The sequence below is a fragment of the Allobosea lupini genome (assembly GCF_900109525.1).
GTDB classification, from domain to species: domain Bacteria; phylum Pseudomonadota; class Alphaproteobacteria; order Rhizobiales; family Beijerinckiaceae; genus Allobosea; species Allobosea lupini.
On record NZ_FOAN01000002.1, the window covers coordinates 579,748 to 595,373 of the forward strand.

The 15,626-nt window shown below is 67.1% G+C and carries 17 protein-coding genes; 8 read left to right on the forward strand and 9 right to left on the reverse strand.

Going from position 1 to position 15,626, the window contains the following annotated elements:
• The 4 genes from BMZ21_RS08305 (at nucleotide 1) to BMZ21_RS08320 (ending at nucleotide 3,711) form a co-directional block, all read left to right on the forward strand.
• Entirely contained in the window at nucleotides 1–1,503 is a 1,503-nt protein-coding gene (locus BMZ21_RS08305; protein WP_091831740.1) for a tripartite tricarboxylate transporter permease, read from the forward strand.
• A gap of 61 nt (nucleotides 1,504–1,564) precedes the next feature.
• On the forward strand, nucleotides 1,565–2,536 hold the full coding sequence (locus BMZ21_RS08310; protein ID WP_091831742.1) for a tripartite tricarboxylate transporter substrate-binding protein: 972 nt from the start codon (nucleotides 1,565–1,567) through the stop codon (nucleotides 2,534–2,536).
• Nucleotides 2,537–2,616: 80 nt separating this feature from the next.
• Entirely contained in the window at nucleotides 2,617–3,162 is a 546-nt protein-coding gene (locus tag BMZ21_RS08315) for an ureidoglycolate lyase (protein WP_091831744.1), read from the forward strand.
• Nucleotides 3,163–3,264: 102 nt separating this feature from the next.
• A complete protein-coding gene (locus BMZ21_RS08320) occupies nucleotides 3,265–3,711 on the forward strand; it encodes a DUF1236 domain-containing protein (RefSeq protein WP_091831747.1) in 447 nt (148 codons plus the stop codon).
• A gap of 96 nt (nucleotides 3,712–3,807) precedes the next feature.
• On the opposite strand, the gene upp is transcribed toward BMZ21_RS08320, so the two are convergent.
• The 6 genes from upp to BMZ21_RS08350 all read right to left on the reverse strand — a co-directional run bounded on the left by upp (nucleotide 3,808) and on the right by BMZ21_RS08350 (nucleotide 10,998).
• Complete coding sequence (gene upp, locus BMZ21_RS08325; RefSeq protein WP_091832424.1) at nucleotides 3,808–4,443, reverse strand: uracil phosphoribosyltransferase; 636 nt, start codon at nucleotides 4,441–4,443, stop codon at nucleotides 3,808–3,810.
• A gap of 40 nt (nucleotides 4,444–4,483) precedes the next feature.
• Nucleotides 4,484–5,701 (reverse strand): URC4/urg3 family protein, encoded by a 1,218-nt coding sequence (locus tag BMZ21_RS08330; protein WP_091831749.1) that lies wholly within the window; start codon nucleotides 5,699–5,701, stop codon nucleotides 4,484–4,486.
• An 8-nt stretch (nucleotides 5,702–5,709) separates the two neighbouring features.
• Nucleotides 5,710–6,972 (reverse strand): GTP cyclohydrolase II, encoded by a 1,263-nt coding sequence (locus BMZ21_RS08335; RefSeq protein ID WP_091831751.1) that lies wholly within the window; start codon nucleotides 6,970–6,972, stop codon nucleotides 5,710–5,712.
• Nucleotides 6,973–7,201: 229 nt separating this feature from the next.
• A complete protein-coding gene (locus tag BMZ21_RS30300) occupies nucleotides 7,202–7,363 on the reverse strand; it encodes a Thivi_2564 family membrane protein (RefSeq protein ID WP_091831753.1) in 162 nt (53 codons plus the stop codon).
• Nucleotides 7,364–7,672: 309 nt separating this feature from the next.
• Nucleotides 7,673–10,081 (reverse strand): glycine--tRNA ligase subunit beta, encoded by a 2,409-nt coding sequence (gene glyS / locus BMZ21_RS08345; protein WP_091831755.1) that lies wholly within the window; start codon nucleotides 10,079–10,081, stop codon nucleotides 7,673–7,675.
• Nucleotides 10,081–10,998, reverse strand: coding sequence for a glycine--tRNA ligase subunit alpha (locus BMZ21_RS08350; protein ID WP_208862249.1), 918 nt, complete (start codon nucleotides 10,996–10,998; stop codon nucleotides 10,081–10,083). Before BMZ21_RS08350 ends, glyS begins: the two co-directional genes overlap by 1 nt.
• Nucleotides 10,999–11,324: 326 nt before the next feature.
• Between BMZ21_RS08350 and BMZ21_RS08355 the strand changes: the two genes are divergently transcribed.
• The 3 genes from BMZ21_RS08355 (at nucleotide 11,325) to BMZ21_RS08365 (ending at nucleotide 12,517) form a co-directional block, all read left to right on the forward strand.
• Nucleotides 11,325–11,600, forward strand: coding sequence for a hypothetical protein (locus tag BMZ21_RS08355; RefSeq protein WP_091831760.1), 276 nt, complete (start codon nucleotides 11,325–11,327; stop codon nucleotides 11,598–11,600).
• Between the two features lie 120 nt (nucleotides 11,601–11,720).
• Nucleotides 11,721–12,029 (forward strand): hypothetical protein, encoded by a 309-nt coding sequence (locus tag BMZ21_RS08360; RefSeq protein ID WP_091831762.1) that lies wholly within the window; start codon nucleotides 11,721–11,723, stop codon nucleotides 12,027–12,029.
• Between the two features lie 134 nt (nucleotides 12,030–12,163).
• Nucleotides 12,164–12,517, forward strand: a complete 354-nt coding sequence (locus BMZ21_RS08365) for a hypothetical protein (protein ID WP_091831765.1) — start codon at nucleotides 12,164–12,166, stop codon at nucleotides 12,515–12,517.
• Between the two features lie 6 nt (nucleotides 12,518–12,523).
• On the opposite strand, the gene BMZ21_RS08370 is transcribed toward BMZ21_RS08365, so the two are convergent.
• Both BMZ21_RS08370 and BMZ21_RS08375 read right to left on the reverse strand, forming a co-directional pair.
• Nucleotides 12,524–13,291 carry a tRNA1(Val) (adenine(37)-N6)-methyltransferase gene (locus BMZ21_RS08370; protein WP_091831767.1) on the reverse strand — a complete coding sequence of 256 codons (768 nt, stop codon included), beginning with the start codon at nucleotides 13,289–13,291 and terminating at the stop codon, nucleotides 12,524–12,526.
• A gap of 11 nt (nucleotides 13,292–13,302) precedes the next feature.
• The gene (locus BMZ21_RS08375; RefSeq protein WP_425285415.1) at nucleotides 13,303–13,617 is read right to left on the reverse strand and encodes a putative signal transducing protein; all 315 of its coding nucleotides are present in this window, start codon (nucleotides 13,615–13,617) and stop codon (nucleotides 13,303–13,305) included.
• Between the two features lie 101 nt (nucleotides 13,618–13,718).
• Between BMZ21_RS08375 and BMZ21_RS08380 the strand changes: the two genes are divergently transcribed.
• A complete protein-coding gene (locus tag BMZ21_RS08380; protein WP_425285416.1) occupies nucleotides 13,719–14,735 on the forward strand; it encodes a polyprenyl synthetase family protein in 1,017 nt (338 codons plus the stop codon).
• Between the two features lie 9 nt (nucleotides 14,736–14,744).
• Here the strand turns inward: BMZ21_RS08380 and BMZ21_RS08385 are convergent, their stop codons facing one another.
• Nucleotides 14,745–15,623: a 4-(cytidine 5'-diphospho)-2-C-methyl-D-erythritol kinase gene (locus tag BMZ21_RS08385; RefSeq protein ID WP_091831771.1), complete on the reverse strand. Its 879-nt coding sequence runs from the start codon at nucleotides 15,621–15,623 to the stop codon at nucleotides 14,745–14,747.
• Nucleotides 15,624–15,626 lie beyond the last annotated feature (3 nt).

The following is a 15,626-nucleotide window of genomic DNA, read 5'->3' on the forward strand; positions in this document are numbered from 1 at the left end:
ATGACCGAGATGTTCGCGAATCTCTCGCTCGGCTTCGGCGTCGCATTGACGCTGAAGAACATCGCGCTCTGCTTCGTCGGCTGCCTCGTCGGCACGCTGATCGGCGTGCTCCCCGGCGTCGGCCCGATCGCCACCATCGCGATGCTGTTGCCGATCACCTTCGGGCTCGATCCGGTCGGCGCGCTGATCATGCTGGCGGGCATCTATTACGGCGCCCAATATGGCGGCTCGACCACCGCGATCCTGGTCAACATCCCCGGCGAGGCGACCGCGGTCGTCACCACGCTCGACGGCCACCAGATGGCCAAGCAGGGCCGCGCCGGCGTGGCGCTCGGCACCGCCGCGATCGGCTCGTTCGTCGCCGGCTGCTTCGCGACCCTGATCATCGCGGCGCTCGGCGCGCCGCTGACCAAGCTGGCGCTGCTGTTTGGTCCAGCCGAGTACTTCTCGCTGATGGTGATGGGCCTGTGCTTTGCCGTCGTGCTAGCGCGTGGCTCGATCCTCAAGGCCTTCTGCATGATCATGCTCGGCCTCCTGCTCTCAACCGTCGGCACCGACCTGGAGACCGGCCAGGAGCGCATGACCTTCGGCTTCCCGCCCCTCTCCGACGGCATCGACTTCGCCGTGCTGGCGATGGGCGTGTTCGGCTTCGCCGAGGTGCTGCGCAATCTGGAGAACCCGGAGACGCGCGACGTCGTTCGTACCAAGATCGGCCGCCTGCTGCCGAGTTGGGAGGACATCAAGCAGTCCATAGCGCCGTGCCTGCGCGGCACCTTCATCGGCGGCACGCTCGGCATCCTGCCCGGCAACGGCGCCGTGCTCGGCCCCTTCGCCAGCTATACGATCGAGAAGAAACTCGCCAAAGACCCCTCGCGCTTCGGCAGGGGCGCGATCGAGGGCGTGGCGGGTCCGGAATCGGCCAACAACGCCGGCGCGCAGACCGCCTTCATCCCGCTGCTCACCCTCGGCATCCCGCCGAATGCGGTGATGGCGCTGATGGTCGGCGCGATGACGATCCACGGCATCATCCCCGGCCCGCAGGTCATGACCAAGAACCCCGACCTGTTCTGGGGCATGATCGCCTCGATGTGGATCGGCAACCTGATGCTGCTGATCATCAACCTGCCGCTGGTCGGCGTCTGGGTGAAGCTGCTGCAGGTGCCCTACCGCCTGATGTTCCCGGCGATCCTGATCTTCTGCTCGATCGGCATCTACTCGGTGAACAACCAGCCGGTCGACGTCGCCTTCACCGCGCTGTTCGGCCTGTTCGGCTATCTCCTGATCAAGCTCGGCTTCGAGCCGGCCCCGATGCTGCTCGGCTTCGTGCTCGGCAAGCTGATGGAAGAGAAGCTGCGCCAGGCGCTGATCATCTCGCGCGGCTCGTTCATGACCTTCATCGAGCGGCCGATCTCGGCCGGCCTGCTGCTGGTCGCCGTCGCCATCCTCGTCATCGCGCTGCTGCCGTCGATGTCGAAAAAGCGCGACGAGGTCTTCACCGAATGACGGGGTTGTCGCACGCCCCCGGTTTCCCATCTTCAACATATATCGTCAGGGAGGATTACCCATGAAGACACTCGCCCTCGGTCTCGCCGCAGCGCTCGCCTTGGCGCTGCCGGCGCAGGCCCAGTCCAAATATCCGGAGCGCCCGATCACCATGATCGTGCCCTTCGCCGCCGGCGGCCCGACCGACATCATCGCCCGCATCGTCAGCGAGAACATGTCGAAGACGCTCGGCCAACAGATCGTGGTGGAGAACGTCGCCGGCGCCGGTGGCACCACCGGCATCACCCGCGCGGTGACCGCGGCGCCGGATGGCTACACCATCGCGATGGGGCACCTCGGCACCTTCTCGGCGGCTCCGGCGACCTATCCCGGCCTGAAGTACGACCCGATCAACGGCATGCAGACGATCGGCCTCGCCGGCGGCACGCCGATCCTGATCGTCGCCAAGAAGGCCTTCGCGCCGAAGGACCTCAAGGAGTTCGTCGCCTATGTGAAGGCGAACTCCGACAAGGTGAACGAAGCCCATGCCGGCGTGGGCTCGGTATCCTGGACGACCTGCACCCTGCTCAAGGGCCAGCTCGGCGTGCCGAAGCTGAACTCGGTCGCCTATCGCGGCACGGGTCCGGCGCTGAACGACCTCGTTTCCGGCCAGGTCGATTTCATGTGCGACCAGATCGTCAGCGTCGCCGAGCAGATCAAGGCCGGCACGATCAAGGCCTATGCGGTCGCTTCGGCGGAGCGCTCGCCTGCCCTGCCGGACGTGCCGACCACCAAGGAAGCCGGGCTGCCGGAGTACCAGATCGAGGCCTGGAACGGCATCGCCGCTCCGAAGGGCCTGCCGAAGGAGGCCGTCGACAAGCTGGTCGACGCACTCGACAAGGCGCTGAACGACGAGACTGTCAAGAAGCGCCTGCTCGATCTCGGTACCGTGCTGCCGACCAAGGAAGAGCGCACCCCGGCCGGCTTCGCTGCGCTGATCAAGCGCGATGCCGACAAGCTCTCGCCGGTGCTGTCCGCCGCGCCGAAGCAGTGAATCGGTAGACGACAAGGCTTATCGACGGCGGGCTTCACGGCCCGCCGTTTTCTTTTGGCCCTGACGCACTAGGATGCGGCATGCGCCGCGTTGCCCTGCCCATCTCCCCGCTCTCCGCCGAAGCCTTCGCTCCGTACGGCCGTGTCCTGTCTCCATCGGGAGAGCGCGATACCGGCCGCGAGGGCTACGACATCTGGATCCAGCCTTTCGCCGCCGAAAGCCGGCCGCGGCTGCAGATCGTGCGCTACCATGCACGTCCCTTCGTGGTCGCCCTGATCGAGCGGCATCTGCATGTCACCGAGGCGCGCCAGCCGCTCGGCGGACCGCCCGCCATCATCGTCGTCGCCGAGCCCTCCGACACACCGCCGGCGCCCGAGACGCTGCGCGCCTTTCGGCTCGACGGCGAAGGCGTGCTGTTCCATCGTGGCACCTGGCACGCGATCGACGCCTATCCCGAGCACGGCAGCCACGCCGACTTCCTGTTCCTGTCGGAGGAAGCGACGGTGAACGAGCTGTTCGACAATCCCGGCCGCGCCCCCCGACGCACCCAGGTGCACGATTTTCAAGCGGCCGGCATCGAGCTCGTGATCGATGCCAACGCCTTGTTCGAGCGGGCAAACCCCTAACGCTTGTCACGATTGTTCACACCTCGTGACCGCCTGCGCGGAACCTGAGGCAGAGCTTCCCGTTTCCCTCCCCGAGGTTCCCATTCTGGAAGGAGAACGGATATGTTCAAGAAGCTTGCTCTCGTCACCGCCCTTGCCATCGTCCCGGCTGCGGCCTTCGCCCAGAACCCGGACGGCGCCCAGGGCGGCGCGGCCAGCGGCATCGTCGGCGGCGCGACCGCGGGTGCTGTCGGCGGCGCGGTGGTCGGCGGCCCGGTCGGCGCTGTCGTCGGCGGCGTCGGCGGCGCCGTGGTCGGTGGCTTCACCGGTGCGGTGATCGGCGACAACGCCCCGCGCTTCCGCACCTATGTGGTGGAGCAGCGCGTCCCGTCCTACACCTATGCCGAGCCGGTAACAGTCGGTACCGTTCTGCCGCAGCAGGGCGTGGTCTACCGCGAGGTGCCGGCCGAGTTCGGCGAGCGCGCCAGCGGCTATCGCTACACGGTGGTGAACAATCGCGCGGTGCTGGTCGAGCCGCAGACCCGCCGCGTTGTGCAGATCATCGAGTGATCTAGGCAGATCCGCAGGTTGCTCGCGCCATCGCGGCCTGAGCAGCCATCCCGGATCGCGAGGCCCGCCCTGGCAACGGGGCGGGCTTTTTTGATGTCAACGCGTGCCGAACATCCGATCGCCGGCGTCGCCAAGGCCCGGCACGATATAGCCGTGATCGTTGAGGCGCTCGTCGATCGCCGCCGTCCAGATGCGCACATCCGGATGGGAATCGCGCATGCGCGCGATGCCCTCGGGCGCCGCGAGCAGGCAGACGAAGCGCAGATCCTTGGCGCCGCGCTCCTTCAGCCGGTCGACCGCCGCCACCGCCGAGTTCGCCGTCGCCAGCATCGGGTCCATCACCACGATCATCCGGTCGGCGATATCGGAAGGCGCCTTGAAATAATACTCGACCGCCTGGAGCGTCTGCGGGTCGCGATAGAGGCCGATATGGGCGACGCGGGCGGCGGGAACGAGCTCCAGCATGCCGTCGAGGAAGCCGACGCCGGCGCGCAGGATCGGCGCGAAGACCAGCTTCTTGCCGGAGATGACAGGCTGCATCGACTTCTGCAACGGTGTCTCGATCTCGATCATCTCGGTCGGCAGGTCGCGCGTGACCTCGTAGCAGAGCAGCATGCCGATCTCGTTGAGGAGCTGGCGGAAGCTCTTGGTCGAGCGGTCCTTCTCGCGCATCAGCGTCAGCTTGTGCTGCACCAGCGGGTGGTCGACGACGGTGACGCCGTTAGCGCTCATGGCCATGCAGTCCTGATCCCCTTCGTCTTGTCGTTGTTCTCTAGAATACCGTGCCGTCGCTGACGATGGTCAAGGGTGGTCCGCCGCCTTCGCGCTTTTCGCGAGCAATGCGGCGGCCGGCGGCCCAGGTCCCGCCCTCCAGCACCTTGGCGAGCGGCAGCTGCTCGGCGCTCAGGCCGAGTTCGGCGCGCACCAGTTCGCCGATCCGGTCGAGCAGCGCAACCGTCAGCGCCCGCCACTCCACCACGAGCTGCGAGCCGACCTCATGGCCCCGCACCGCGTCGGCAGGGTCCTTCAGTTCGAGCACGCCGAGATCGAGCAGGAGCCCGCCATTGCGGTATTCGGGCAGGCCAGTCAGATCGTCGATGCCAACGACCTGGATGCCGGCCCATTGCAATGGCTCGATCAGCGAATAGCTCAGCCATTGCGAAAGCTTGTGGAACGGCACGATGCCGGCGGTGATCTCGCCCGGCGCGATCAACGGGTGCTTCCAGCTGTCGCCGAGAGCGATGCCGGCATAGCTCAGGCGCGAGGGCCAGATACCGCCGAGCACCTCCAGCACCTGCGAGAGGATATAGGCTGCGCGGATCGAGCGACCTTCGGCTGCCTCGACCAGCCGGTCGAACAGATCGCCCGGACGGGCGAGCCCCTGCTTCTCCAGCTCCTCTCCGAGGCGGTTGAGCAGCGCGGCGCGACCTCCCAGCCCTATCAACGGATTGCCGTCCGAGACCTGGAATCCGGCCGCCAGCGCTTCGGCGTCGAGATGTTCGAGTGCAGCGACATCCACCCGCAGCGGCTGCGCCGGATCGCCGGAAAAGGCTCCGGCGGCGAACATGTCGAGCGAGGCCAAGGCCAGCCCTTCCGAGCGGCCGATGCTCTGGCCGGTCACCGCATCGCGATAACGCCAGTCGGCGCCGGCGCCGGCATCGAGCAGGACGCTGACGACAGCCAGATCATAGGCGGCGCGGCCCCTCGCCCGGGCGTCGGGGAAATGCGCCTTCGCATCGAGCAGTTGCCAGCGATCCATGCCGGCGATGATGAAATGGCGCCAGCGGGCATGGAAGGGAATGTCGAGCGCCGGATAGTTCTGGCGGATCGTCTCCAGCACATAGGCGGCGCAGGCCGGCAGCCGCTCGGGATGGACGCTGAAATGCGCCAGCCGCCCTTCGAGGCCGAGCCGCAGCATCTCCTGCGCGCGCTCTCGGACGGCTGCCGGCTTGAGCAGCTGGCGGACGGCTTCGGGATTGGTGTCAGGCATAGGCGGGATCAGAACTTTTCAAGATCGCGGCCGACGGTGGCCTTGAGTGCGTTGTCGCCGGGCGCGCCATCCGGCGAATAGTAGCCCGCGGCCTTCTTGGCCTCGATCTCGACCGAGGCGTCCGGCGGGATCAAATCGGGCGGGATGGCGACGCGCTCGCCGATCTCGATGCCGCTTTCGACCATGGCGTCGTATTTCATGTTCGACATCGACATCAGCCGGTCGATCCGCTTCACGCCGAGCCAGTGCAGCACGTCCGGCATCAATTGCTGGAAGCGGGCGTCCTGCACGCCGGCGACGCATTCGGTGCGCTCGAAATAGGTCGCGGCGGAATCGCCGCCCTCCTGGCGCTTGCGGGCGTTGTAGACGAGGAACTTGGTGACCTCGCCGAGCGCCCTGCCCTCCTTGCGGTTGTAGACGATCAGGCCGACGCCGCCGGCTTGAGCCTCCTTCACGGCTTCCTCGATGCCATGCACCAGATAGGGCCGGCAGGTGCAGATATCGGAGCCGAAGACGTCGGAGCCGTTGCACTCGTCATGGACGCGGCAGGCCAGCGTCTTCCGGGGGTCGGAAATCGCCGAGACCTCGCCGATGACATAGGCCGTGATCGAGCCGATCGGCGGCAGGAAGACCTTGAGGTCGGGCCGTGTCACCAGTTCGGGATACATCCCGCCGGTCTGCTCGAACAGCGTGCGGCGCAATTCGTTCTCAGTCGTACCGAAGCGCTCGGCGATCCCCGGCAGATGCCAGACCGGGTCGACCGCGATCTTGGTGACGCTGATGTCGCCGGAACCGTGCAGGATTCCCCCATCGGCCTGGAGCCGGTGGCCGGCCATGGCGGCGAGAATCTCGGGCAGGTTGAGCCGCGCCTTGGTGACCGCAATGGTCGGGCGGATATCGATGCCCTCGCCGATCCACTTGCCGAAATCCTGGGCGACGCGATGGCCGAACGGGTCGAGCGAGACGATCCGGCCGGGATCGAACCATTGCGGCTGCGGCAGGATGTCGGAGGTCGGGTGGGTGTTGGTCAGGTCCGGACGCTGCGCCGGGTTCATCGCTCGGGCCGAGATGGCGAGCGCCCGATAGACCGAATAGGAGCCGCCATGGGCGCCGATGACGTTGCGGTCGGCCGGATTGGTTGTCGAGGCGATGACCGGTCCTCGCTCCTGCGGCGTCGCAGCACCCCACTGGATCGGGAAGCGGGCGGCGGCGCTGCCGGGCTCGGGATGCGAGGTCAGGCGGATATGCGAAGTACGGTTCTGCGAAGTCATCGCGGCGATCGCTCGGTCTCGAACAGGAAAGGGCCCCGGGACGGCTTGCGTCCGGGGCCCTCTGGACCGCTGGGATTCTGGATCAGCGCGGCATTTTCGTCAATTGCCGGTTGAAGACGTCACCACCGCCATGGCCGGGCCTCGTCCCGACCATCCATGTCCTCGCCGGTCACGGGCGATGTTCGCATGGACACCCGCCACGGGGCGGGCATGACGGCGGCCCCTTTGGCTAGAAGACCGCGAGATAGCGCAGCAACGAGATGATGCCGATGATGATGACGATGATCTGGATGATGTTCTTGATGTTGCCGTCGACCGGCAGCATCCGCACCAGGTAAAGCACGAGAGCGATCACCAGGATGGTGATCAAAAGCGAAATCAGAATGCTCATGGCTTAAATCCTCTTATCGCGGCCGAAAGCCGGCCCCCCGAGGTTGCTGGCTGCGACACGTTCGCAGGCAGCGGCCTCGGAAAAGAGAACGTCGAGCCCGGGGAAAAAGTTCCGGAGGGGGGCTGGCTGAGGACGAGCCAACCTTGCGAACGAGGGTGCGGGGACCCCTTCTCCCGTGTGGGAGAAGGGCAGGGATGAGGGCCTGCCCTCACCCCAGAAGGCGCAACGGAGCCGCATCGCCTCAACAATCAGCGGCGGTCCCTCACCCCTGCCCCTCTCCCATCCGGGAGAGGGGTTCTGCGTCGCGCCCTACCCCGCGATCCGCGAAAAGTCCGCCACGGCGCGGGTCGCCTCGCGCAGCTGATTGAGCAGCTTGAGGCGATTGGCGCGCAAGGCCGGATCGGGATCGTTGACCGTGACCTTGTCGAAGAAGGCGTCGACCGCCGGCCGAAGCTCGGCGAGCGCCGCCATGGCGCCCTCATAGTCCTCGGCAGCAATGGCGGCTTCCGCCTTCGGCGTCGCCTGGGCGAGCGCGACCGCGAGCGCCTTCTCCTCGATCAGCCCGGCATCGGCGATGAGCTGGAGATCGGCCGGGCCGGCGAAGGCACCCTCGCCGTCCTTCTTTTCCTCGGCCTTGAGGATATTGGCGGCGCGCTTGTAGCCGGCCAGCAGGCTCCTGCCGTCTTCCGTCTCGAGGAAGCGGCCGAGCGCGGCGACGCGGCGGGTGATCAGCAGGAGGTCGTCATTGCCCGAGGCGCCCTCGCCCAGCACCGCGTCGACGAGATCATGCCGCGCGCCCTGGTCACGCAGCATCACCTTCAGGCGATCGTGGAAGAATGAGAGGAGGTCTGTCGAAAAGGCCTGCGCCTCCGAGTATGTGTAATGCTGTCTCGCCTTGAGATTTTCTATCTCGGCTCTATGGGCGATTAATATTGCTTCAGCTTTTGCGCCCTGTTGGATGCCAACTGCAAAAGGCAACGAACGGGCGTGCTCGAATTCCTGGCTCAACAGTGCTTCCTCAGCGCGCATACGACGGAGCCCTGTCGCAACTACAGCATCGAGCGTGCGTTTGCCGGCATCGCTGATAATCGGAAGCAGTCTAATTCGTACTCCGTTTTCCACTACTAGCCGGATTACTCCCAGCGCAGCCCGGCGCAAAGCATAAGGGTCCTTGCTCCCCGTAGGTTTCTCTTCAATAGCCCAAAAACTGGCTAGCGTGTCGAGTTTGTCGGCCAACCCGAGAGCCACCGAAACGGGATCAGCCGGGATACGATCAGCGGGACCGAGCGGCTTGTAGTGCTCCTCGATCGCGGCGGCGACGGAGGGGTTCTCGCCCTGCAATTCCGCGTATTTGCGGCCCATCAACCCCTGCAATTCAGGGAACTCGCCGACCATCTCGGTCGGCAGATCGGCTTTCATCAGACAAGCGGCACGAGCGATATCGTTGTGATACGATGCCGAACTTCCGCTGTAGACGGTCTCGCCTATCTGCTTTTGAGGCTCGATAAGCTCCCCAATAGCCTTCGCCAGCGCGGCGATGCGCTGGACGCGCTCGCCCTGCGTGCCGAGCTTGGCGTGGAAGACGACGCCGAGCCTGTCGAGCTTGGCCATGCGCTGGTCGAGCGGCTTGGCGAGATCGAGCGCGAGCTTCTCCGCGCTGTCCTTCAGCGTATCGAGATCGGGCAGCGGGCCGCGATCAGTCTGCCAGAAATAGGCGGCGTCGGAGAGGCGGGCGCGCACAACCCGGCCATTGCCGGCGGTGATCGCCAGGCCACCATCGCTGGCGATCAGGTTCGAGACCGGGATGAAGCGGTTGGCGAGTTCTCCGCTATTGGGATCGCGCAGCACGAAGCATTTCTGGTTGGCGCGGATGGTAGCGCGGATCGCCTCGCCGGGAATCTCGAGGAAGCGCTCCTCGAAATCGCCCATCAGCACGACCGGCCATTCGACGAGGCCGGCGACCTCCTCCAGCAAACCCTCGTCCTCGACCAGTTCAAGACCCACGGCGAAGGCGAGATTTTTGGCGTCGGCAAGGATGATCTCCTTGCGGCGATCGGCGTCGAGCACGACCTTGGCCCGCTCCAGGCTCGGGACGTAGTCGTCGAAGCGCTTCACGGTGATCGGGCCGGGCGCATGGAAGCGGTGGCCATAGGTGACGTTGCCGGACTGGATGCCGTCGACCTCGAAGGGCACCACCTCCGGATCCTCGGTCTCGGCGCCGAAGGTGCAGAGGATCGAATGCAGCGGGCGGACCCAGCGCAGCGAGCCGCTTGCTGCCGAAGCCTTGCCCCAGCGCATCGATTTCGGCCAGGGGAACGACCGGATCACCGCCGGCACGATCTCGGCGATGGCCGCGACCGTCTCCTGGCCGGGCTTCTCGATCACGGCGACATAAGAGTCGCCCTTCTTGGGATCGCTGACGATCGTCGCCTCAGCGAGCGAGGTCAGCCCCGCGGCCTTGAGGAAGCCCTGCACGGCGGCCTCGGGCGCGCCAACGCGCGGCCCCTTGCGCTCCTCGCGGACATCGCGGCCGCGCACCGGCAGGCCAGCAATGGTGAGGACCAGCCGGCGCGGCGTCGCGAAGGCCTTGGCGCCCTCATAGGTCAGGCCGCGCTCGACCAGCGCATCGGTGACGAGCTTCTTCAGGTCCTCCGCCGCCTTGCGCTGCATGCGGGCGGGGATCTCTTCCGAGAAGAGTTCGAGCAGGAGATCAGGCATCAGATTGCTCCCCCGCCGGCGGTCTTCAGCCAGGCGGCACCGCAGGCCTTGGCGAGCTCGCGCACGCGCAGGATGTAGCTCTGGCGCTCGGTGACCGAGATCACGCCGCGCGCATCGAGCAGGTTGAAGACATGGCTCGCCTTGATGCACTGGTCATAGGCCGGCAGAGCGAGCTTGTGCTGGGCGGAATTGGCGCCCTCTTCCGCCTCGCCGGCGGCGAGCAGCGCCTTGCACTCGGCCTCGGCATCGCTGAAGTGGCGGAACAGCGTCTCGGTGTTGGCGTATTCGAAATTATGCCGCGAGAACTCCTGCTCGGCCTGCAGGAAGACGTCGCCATAGGAGACGCGGTCCTCGCCCTCGAGGCCGTTGAAGTTGAGGTCGTAGACGTTCTCGACGCCCTGGACATACATGGCGAGTCGTTCGAGCCCATAGGTCAATTCGCCCGCGACCGGGGCGCATTCGACGCCGGCGACCTGCTGGAAATAGGTGAACTGGCTGACTTCCATGCCGTCGCACCAGCATTCCCAGCCGAGCCCCCAGGCGCCCAGCGTCGGGCTCTCCCAATCGTCCTCGACGAAACGGACATCGTGCAAAGCGAGGTCGACGCCGATCGCCTTGAGCGAGTCGAGATAGAGCTGCTGCAGGTCGGGCGGCGACGGCTTCAGGATGACCTGGAACTGGTAATAGTGCTGCAGCCGATTGGGGTTTTCGCCATAGCGGCCGTCCTTGGGCCGGCGCGAAGGCTGGACATAGGCCGCCTTCCAGGGCTTCGGCCCGAGCGCGCGCAGCGTCGTCGCCGGATGGAAGGTACCGGCGCCGACCTCCATGTCATAGGGCTGGAGAATGACGCAGCCGCGCTCGGCCCAGAAGCGCTGCAAGGTCAGCAGCAGCCCCTGGAAAGAGCGGGTCGGGTTCAGCGGGTCGGAGGACGCGGCCAAGGGCATCAGCCTTTTAAACTGTCGAGAAACATGCGGCGTGATTAGGGGCTGGCGACGCTCATGGTCAAGCGCAACGGCATGTCCCGGGACAGCTGCCGGAGGTGCGTCGTCTCGTCGGTAGCCGCAATTCCAGCCGCAGAACCGCTGCACAGTTCTGCAGGAACTGCTCCTTGCCATGAATGACCCATGAACCCTTCGGCAAGGATCGCGTTCATAGAGAGGCGGCTATTTTCGCCCCATCGAACGGTCCGCGGCGCTCGGGGCGAGCGCTTGAGACGGGCCGACGCGACAAGCAGGAGTACACAATGCTGTCGAACCGTATCGCCGCCGCCCTGTTCGGTGCCGGCGCCCTTCTCTTCACCGGCCTCGCCGTCGCCCCGGCCAATGCCGCGCCGATCGCGGCCGGCAGCGTCCCGGCCGCCACCGGTCAGATCGAGCAGATCCAGTATTACGGCCGGCCCTATTACGGCCCGCGCCGCCATTACGGCCGCCCGGTCTATCGTCCGCGCTGCTATTTCGTAGACCGCCGTGTCTGGAACGGCTGGCGCTGGGTGATCCGCCCGGTCCGCGTCTGCCGCTGACGCATTGCACATGGAAGGGCCTGGCGGCGCGATCCGCCAGGCCCCGAGGCCAGCCGGCAGCCATAATGACGCCCGATCGCCACGGCACAGGCCGGCGCGGTTCATCAAGAAGGATATGACATGCTTCGCAAGCTTTTCCTCGGCCTCTCGGCCGCCGCCGCCCTCGGCGCCGCCTCGCTCGGCGTCAGCGCCATCACGGCGGCTCCGGCCGACGCCCAGGCGCTGAGCGGCGGCTACGGCTATCCCGGCAGCGGCAGCCGGCATCCGTCGGCACCGCGCTATAGCAATCCCGGCTGGGGCGGCGGCCCGCATGTTCGCCCGCGTCCGGGCTATGGCCGTCCGCATTATGGGCAGCGCTGCCGCATCGTCGACCAGCGCGTCTGGAACGGCCGGCGCTACGTGATCCGGTCGACACGCGTCTGCCGCTGACGGCCACCTGAGCTCATGAAGAGAGGCTGAACGGCGCGGCCACGCCCCGTTCAGCCCGGCGACCGCAAGCTGGCCGCCACGATGACGCCCGATCGCCCCGGCACAGGCCGGGGCTGTCAGCGAAGGAGGTAATCATGCTTCGCAAACTCGTTCTTGGACTGTCCGCCGCTGCCGCGCTCGGCGTGGCCGGCCTCGGTATGGGTGCGGTCACCGCCACCCCGGCCGAGGCGCAGGCGCTGAGCGGCGGCTACGGCTATCCTGGCGGCGGCAGCCGCCATCCGTCGGCGCCGCGCTACAGCAATCCCGGGTGGGGCGGCGGCGGATATTATGGCCGCCCGCGCTACGGCTATGGCGGGCCACGCTATGGCTATGGCGGGCCGCGTTACGGCTGGGGCGGCGGCTATTACGGCCCGCGCTGCTATATCCGCCCGGTGCGCTATTGGGACGGCTGGGGCTGGGTGGTGCGCGAGCGCCGCATCTGCCGCTGAACCAAGCTAGGCGAGCACAGCCTCGCCGCGATGGAGCGCTTCGCTGAAGGCGGTGAAGCTCCCATCCGCGCCATTGAGAACCAGAGCCGGCAGCAACGCTGCCGGCTTCTTGCTGCCGAGGCGGGCCGAGACGATGACCCGGATCGCCGGCCGTTCGGCCTGGCCATGGACGGGACGGATTTCGATCGCGCCGAAACCCGTCTCCAGCGCTGCGAGAATTGCTCCCACCGCTTCGGCGCGGTGGATGATGCTTATGCCGCCGCCCGGCTTCAGCGCATGGCGCGCCGTTTTCAGCCAGTCGCCCAGGGATTGCCCGGCGACATGTGCCGCACGGCGATTGGCGACCGGCGAGGCGCGCACCTCACCTGCTTCGAAGAAGGGCGGGTTCATCGCGACCCAGGCCATGGATGCTGCCGCCAGCCCCTCGCGGGCAAGATCGCCATTGCGCTCGCCGATCGTTCCGACCGCGACGCGCACCCGCGCCTCCAGGTCGTTGAGCCCGGCATTGCGGGCCGCGAGTGCCGCAAGCTCCGGATCGCGCTCAACCAGGACGACCTCCAGCCCCGGCTGGCGTAGCGCCACTGCGAGCCCGACCGTGCCGACGCCGGCACCGAAATCGGCGAGCCGTCCCTCGCCCAGTTCGGGAAGCGCCGCTGCGAGGAGAATCGCGTCGGAACCAGCCCGGTGGCCCTTGACCGGCTGCAGCAGACGCAAACGCCCGCCGAGCAGGCGGTCTTCGGCGATCTCACCGAGACCGGGAAACCGCTCGGCCATGGACGTTTCCGTCATGACGAAGGGGCGGGACGCAATTCATCCCCGTAGCCCGCCTCGATCAGCAACGCGCGGGCGCGCCTGCTGTCCTGCTCGCGCACCAGCAGGCGGCGCGGGAACGCGCCGATCATGCCTTCGAGCGAGCTGATGTGCTGGTCGGCGATCAGGCAACCCAGATCGGCCGAGGCCAGCAGCGCCTCGATGGCACCGAGCAGGACGAGATCATTGGAGCGGACGAGTTCGTGCATGCGCTCATGGAGCCCACCGGGCCAGCCCTGCGCAACAGGAAAGATCGCATCGCCCGGGTCAAAACGGCAGCGCAGCGTCAAACTGCTGCGCCGCGAAAGGATTGCCGGGGCTGGCCACGCATGCGACGTTTGTGGCAAGGGCATAGCGCGCGAATGCGCGAGATTGAGGCCGGAGTTTGCGCGTGGGCGTCGTCGTAGCTTTCGAAGACAAGGACACCAGCCAGGGCGGCATCGAGCCACTGGTCGGGCTGACGCGCGCCGACATGGAACGCGTCAACGCGATGATCCTGTCGCGCACCGGCTCCGAGGTCACGATGATCCCGGAGGTCGCGAACCATCTGATCTCCTCCGGCGGCAAGCGCCTGCGGCCGATGCTGACGCTGGCGACGGCGGCGCTCTGCGGCTATCGCGGCGAGGGCCATGTCAAGCTCGCGGCCAGCGTCGAGTTCATGCATACGGCGACGCTGCTGCATGACGACGTCGTCGACGAGAGCGACATGCGCCGTGGCAAGGCCGCGGCCCGCATGCTCTGGGGCAATGAGGCGAGCGTGCTGGTCGGCGACTTCCTGCTCGGCCAGGCCTTCAAGATGATGGTCGAGGTCGGCTCGCTGCGCGCGCTCGACATCCTCTCGACCGCGGCAGCCGTCATCGCCGAGGGCGAGGTGATGCAGCTCGCCGCCGCCAAGAACACCGAGACGACCGAGGACGAGTACCTCGCCGTGATCCGCGGCAAGACCGCCGAGCTTTTTGCGGCCGCCTGCGAGGTCGGGCCGGTGATCGCCGGCTCGTCCAAGGGCGAGGCCGCCGCCTGCCGCAGCTATGGGCTCAATCTCGGCATCGCCTTCCAGCTCGTCGACGACGCGCTCGACTATGGCGGCTCTGCAGGACAGCTCGGCAAGAATGTCGGCGACGACTTCCGTGAGGGCAAGATCACGCTGCCGGTGGTGCTCTCCTTCCGCCGCGGCAATGCGGAGGAGCGCGCCTTCTGGCGCCGCACCCTGCAGGAGGGCGAGGTGCGTGACGGCGATCTCGCGGAGGCGCAGGCGCTGATGCGCAAGCATGGCGCCCTGGCCGACACGATCGAGCGGGCCCGCCACTACGCCAAGATGGCGAAGGATGCGCTCGGCCTTTACCCGTCATCGCCAATGAAGCAGGCGCTCAACGACGCCGTCGACTTCTGCGTGGCGCGGGCGCACTAAGGCCGGGCCTCACCTCAACATGGTCGGCTTTACCCACCAGCCGGGGTGCTGAAACGGAAGCTGCTTCGCCGCTGCCGCGCTAGCACGGCAGTCATCGAACAAGGCGAAGCAGGTCGCGCCCGAGCCGGACATGCGTGCCAGCCGGCAGCCGGGCAAGGCCGACAGCGCCGACAGCATCTCACCGATTGCCGGCGCGACGGCCCGTGCCGGCAGTTCGAGATCGTTGCCCGTTGCTGCGAGCACGTCGATCAACTCAGTCGCTGTCGCCGGCGAGGGTTCCTCTGCCTTGTACGGCTCGACAGCGACCGCATGCCCCTCCCCCGGCTGAAGCCCCAACGCCCGGAACACGGCCGCGGTCTCGACGGCCAGCCCTGGATTGACCAGCAACGCGAACAGCCGCGGCAACCTCTGCACCGGGCCGAGCTTTTCGCCGATGCCGCGCATGACGCGGGCACGCGCCTCCAGGCAGACAGGGACATCGGCGCCGACGCGACCGGCAGTGGCGAGCAGCGCCGGGTGCGACAGTGGCAGATCATTGAGCCGCGCCAGCAGGCGCAGGGCCGCGGCGGCATCGGCCGAGCCGCCGCCGATGCCGGAAGCGACGGGCAGGCGCTTGACTAGATGGAAGCGGCCGGAGCGCAGCCCGGCGATCTCCTCGCGAAGCTCACGCTCGGCCTTGAGGACGAGATTGTCCGGGCCGGTCGAGAGGCTCGAGGCAAAGGGGCCGGAGATGCTCATGTCGCCAGGTTCACCCGGCGACAGACTCAGTTCGTCGCCGACGCCAGCGAAGGCGACGAGGCTGTCGAGTTCATGGTAGCCGTCGGCCCGGCGACCGATCACGCGCAGGGAGAGGTTGACCTTGGCCGGGGCGCGGGTCGCCAGGCGCAAGGA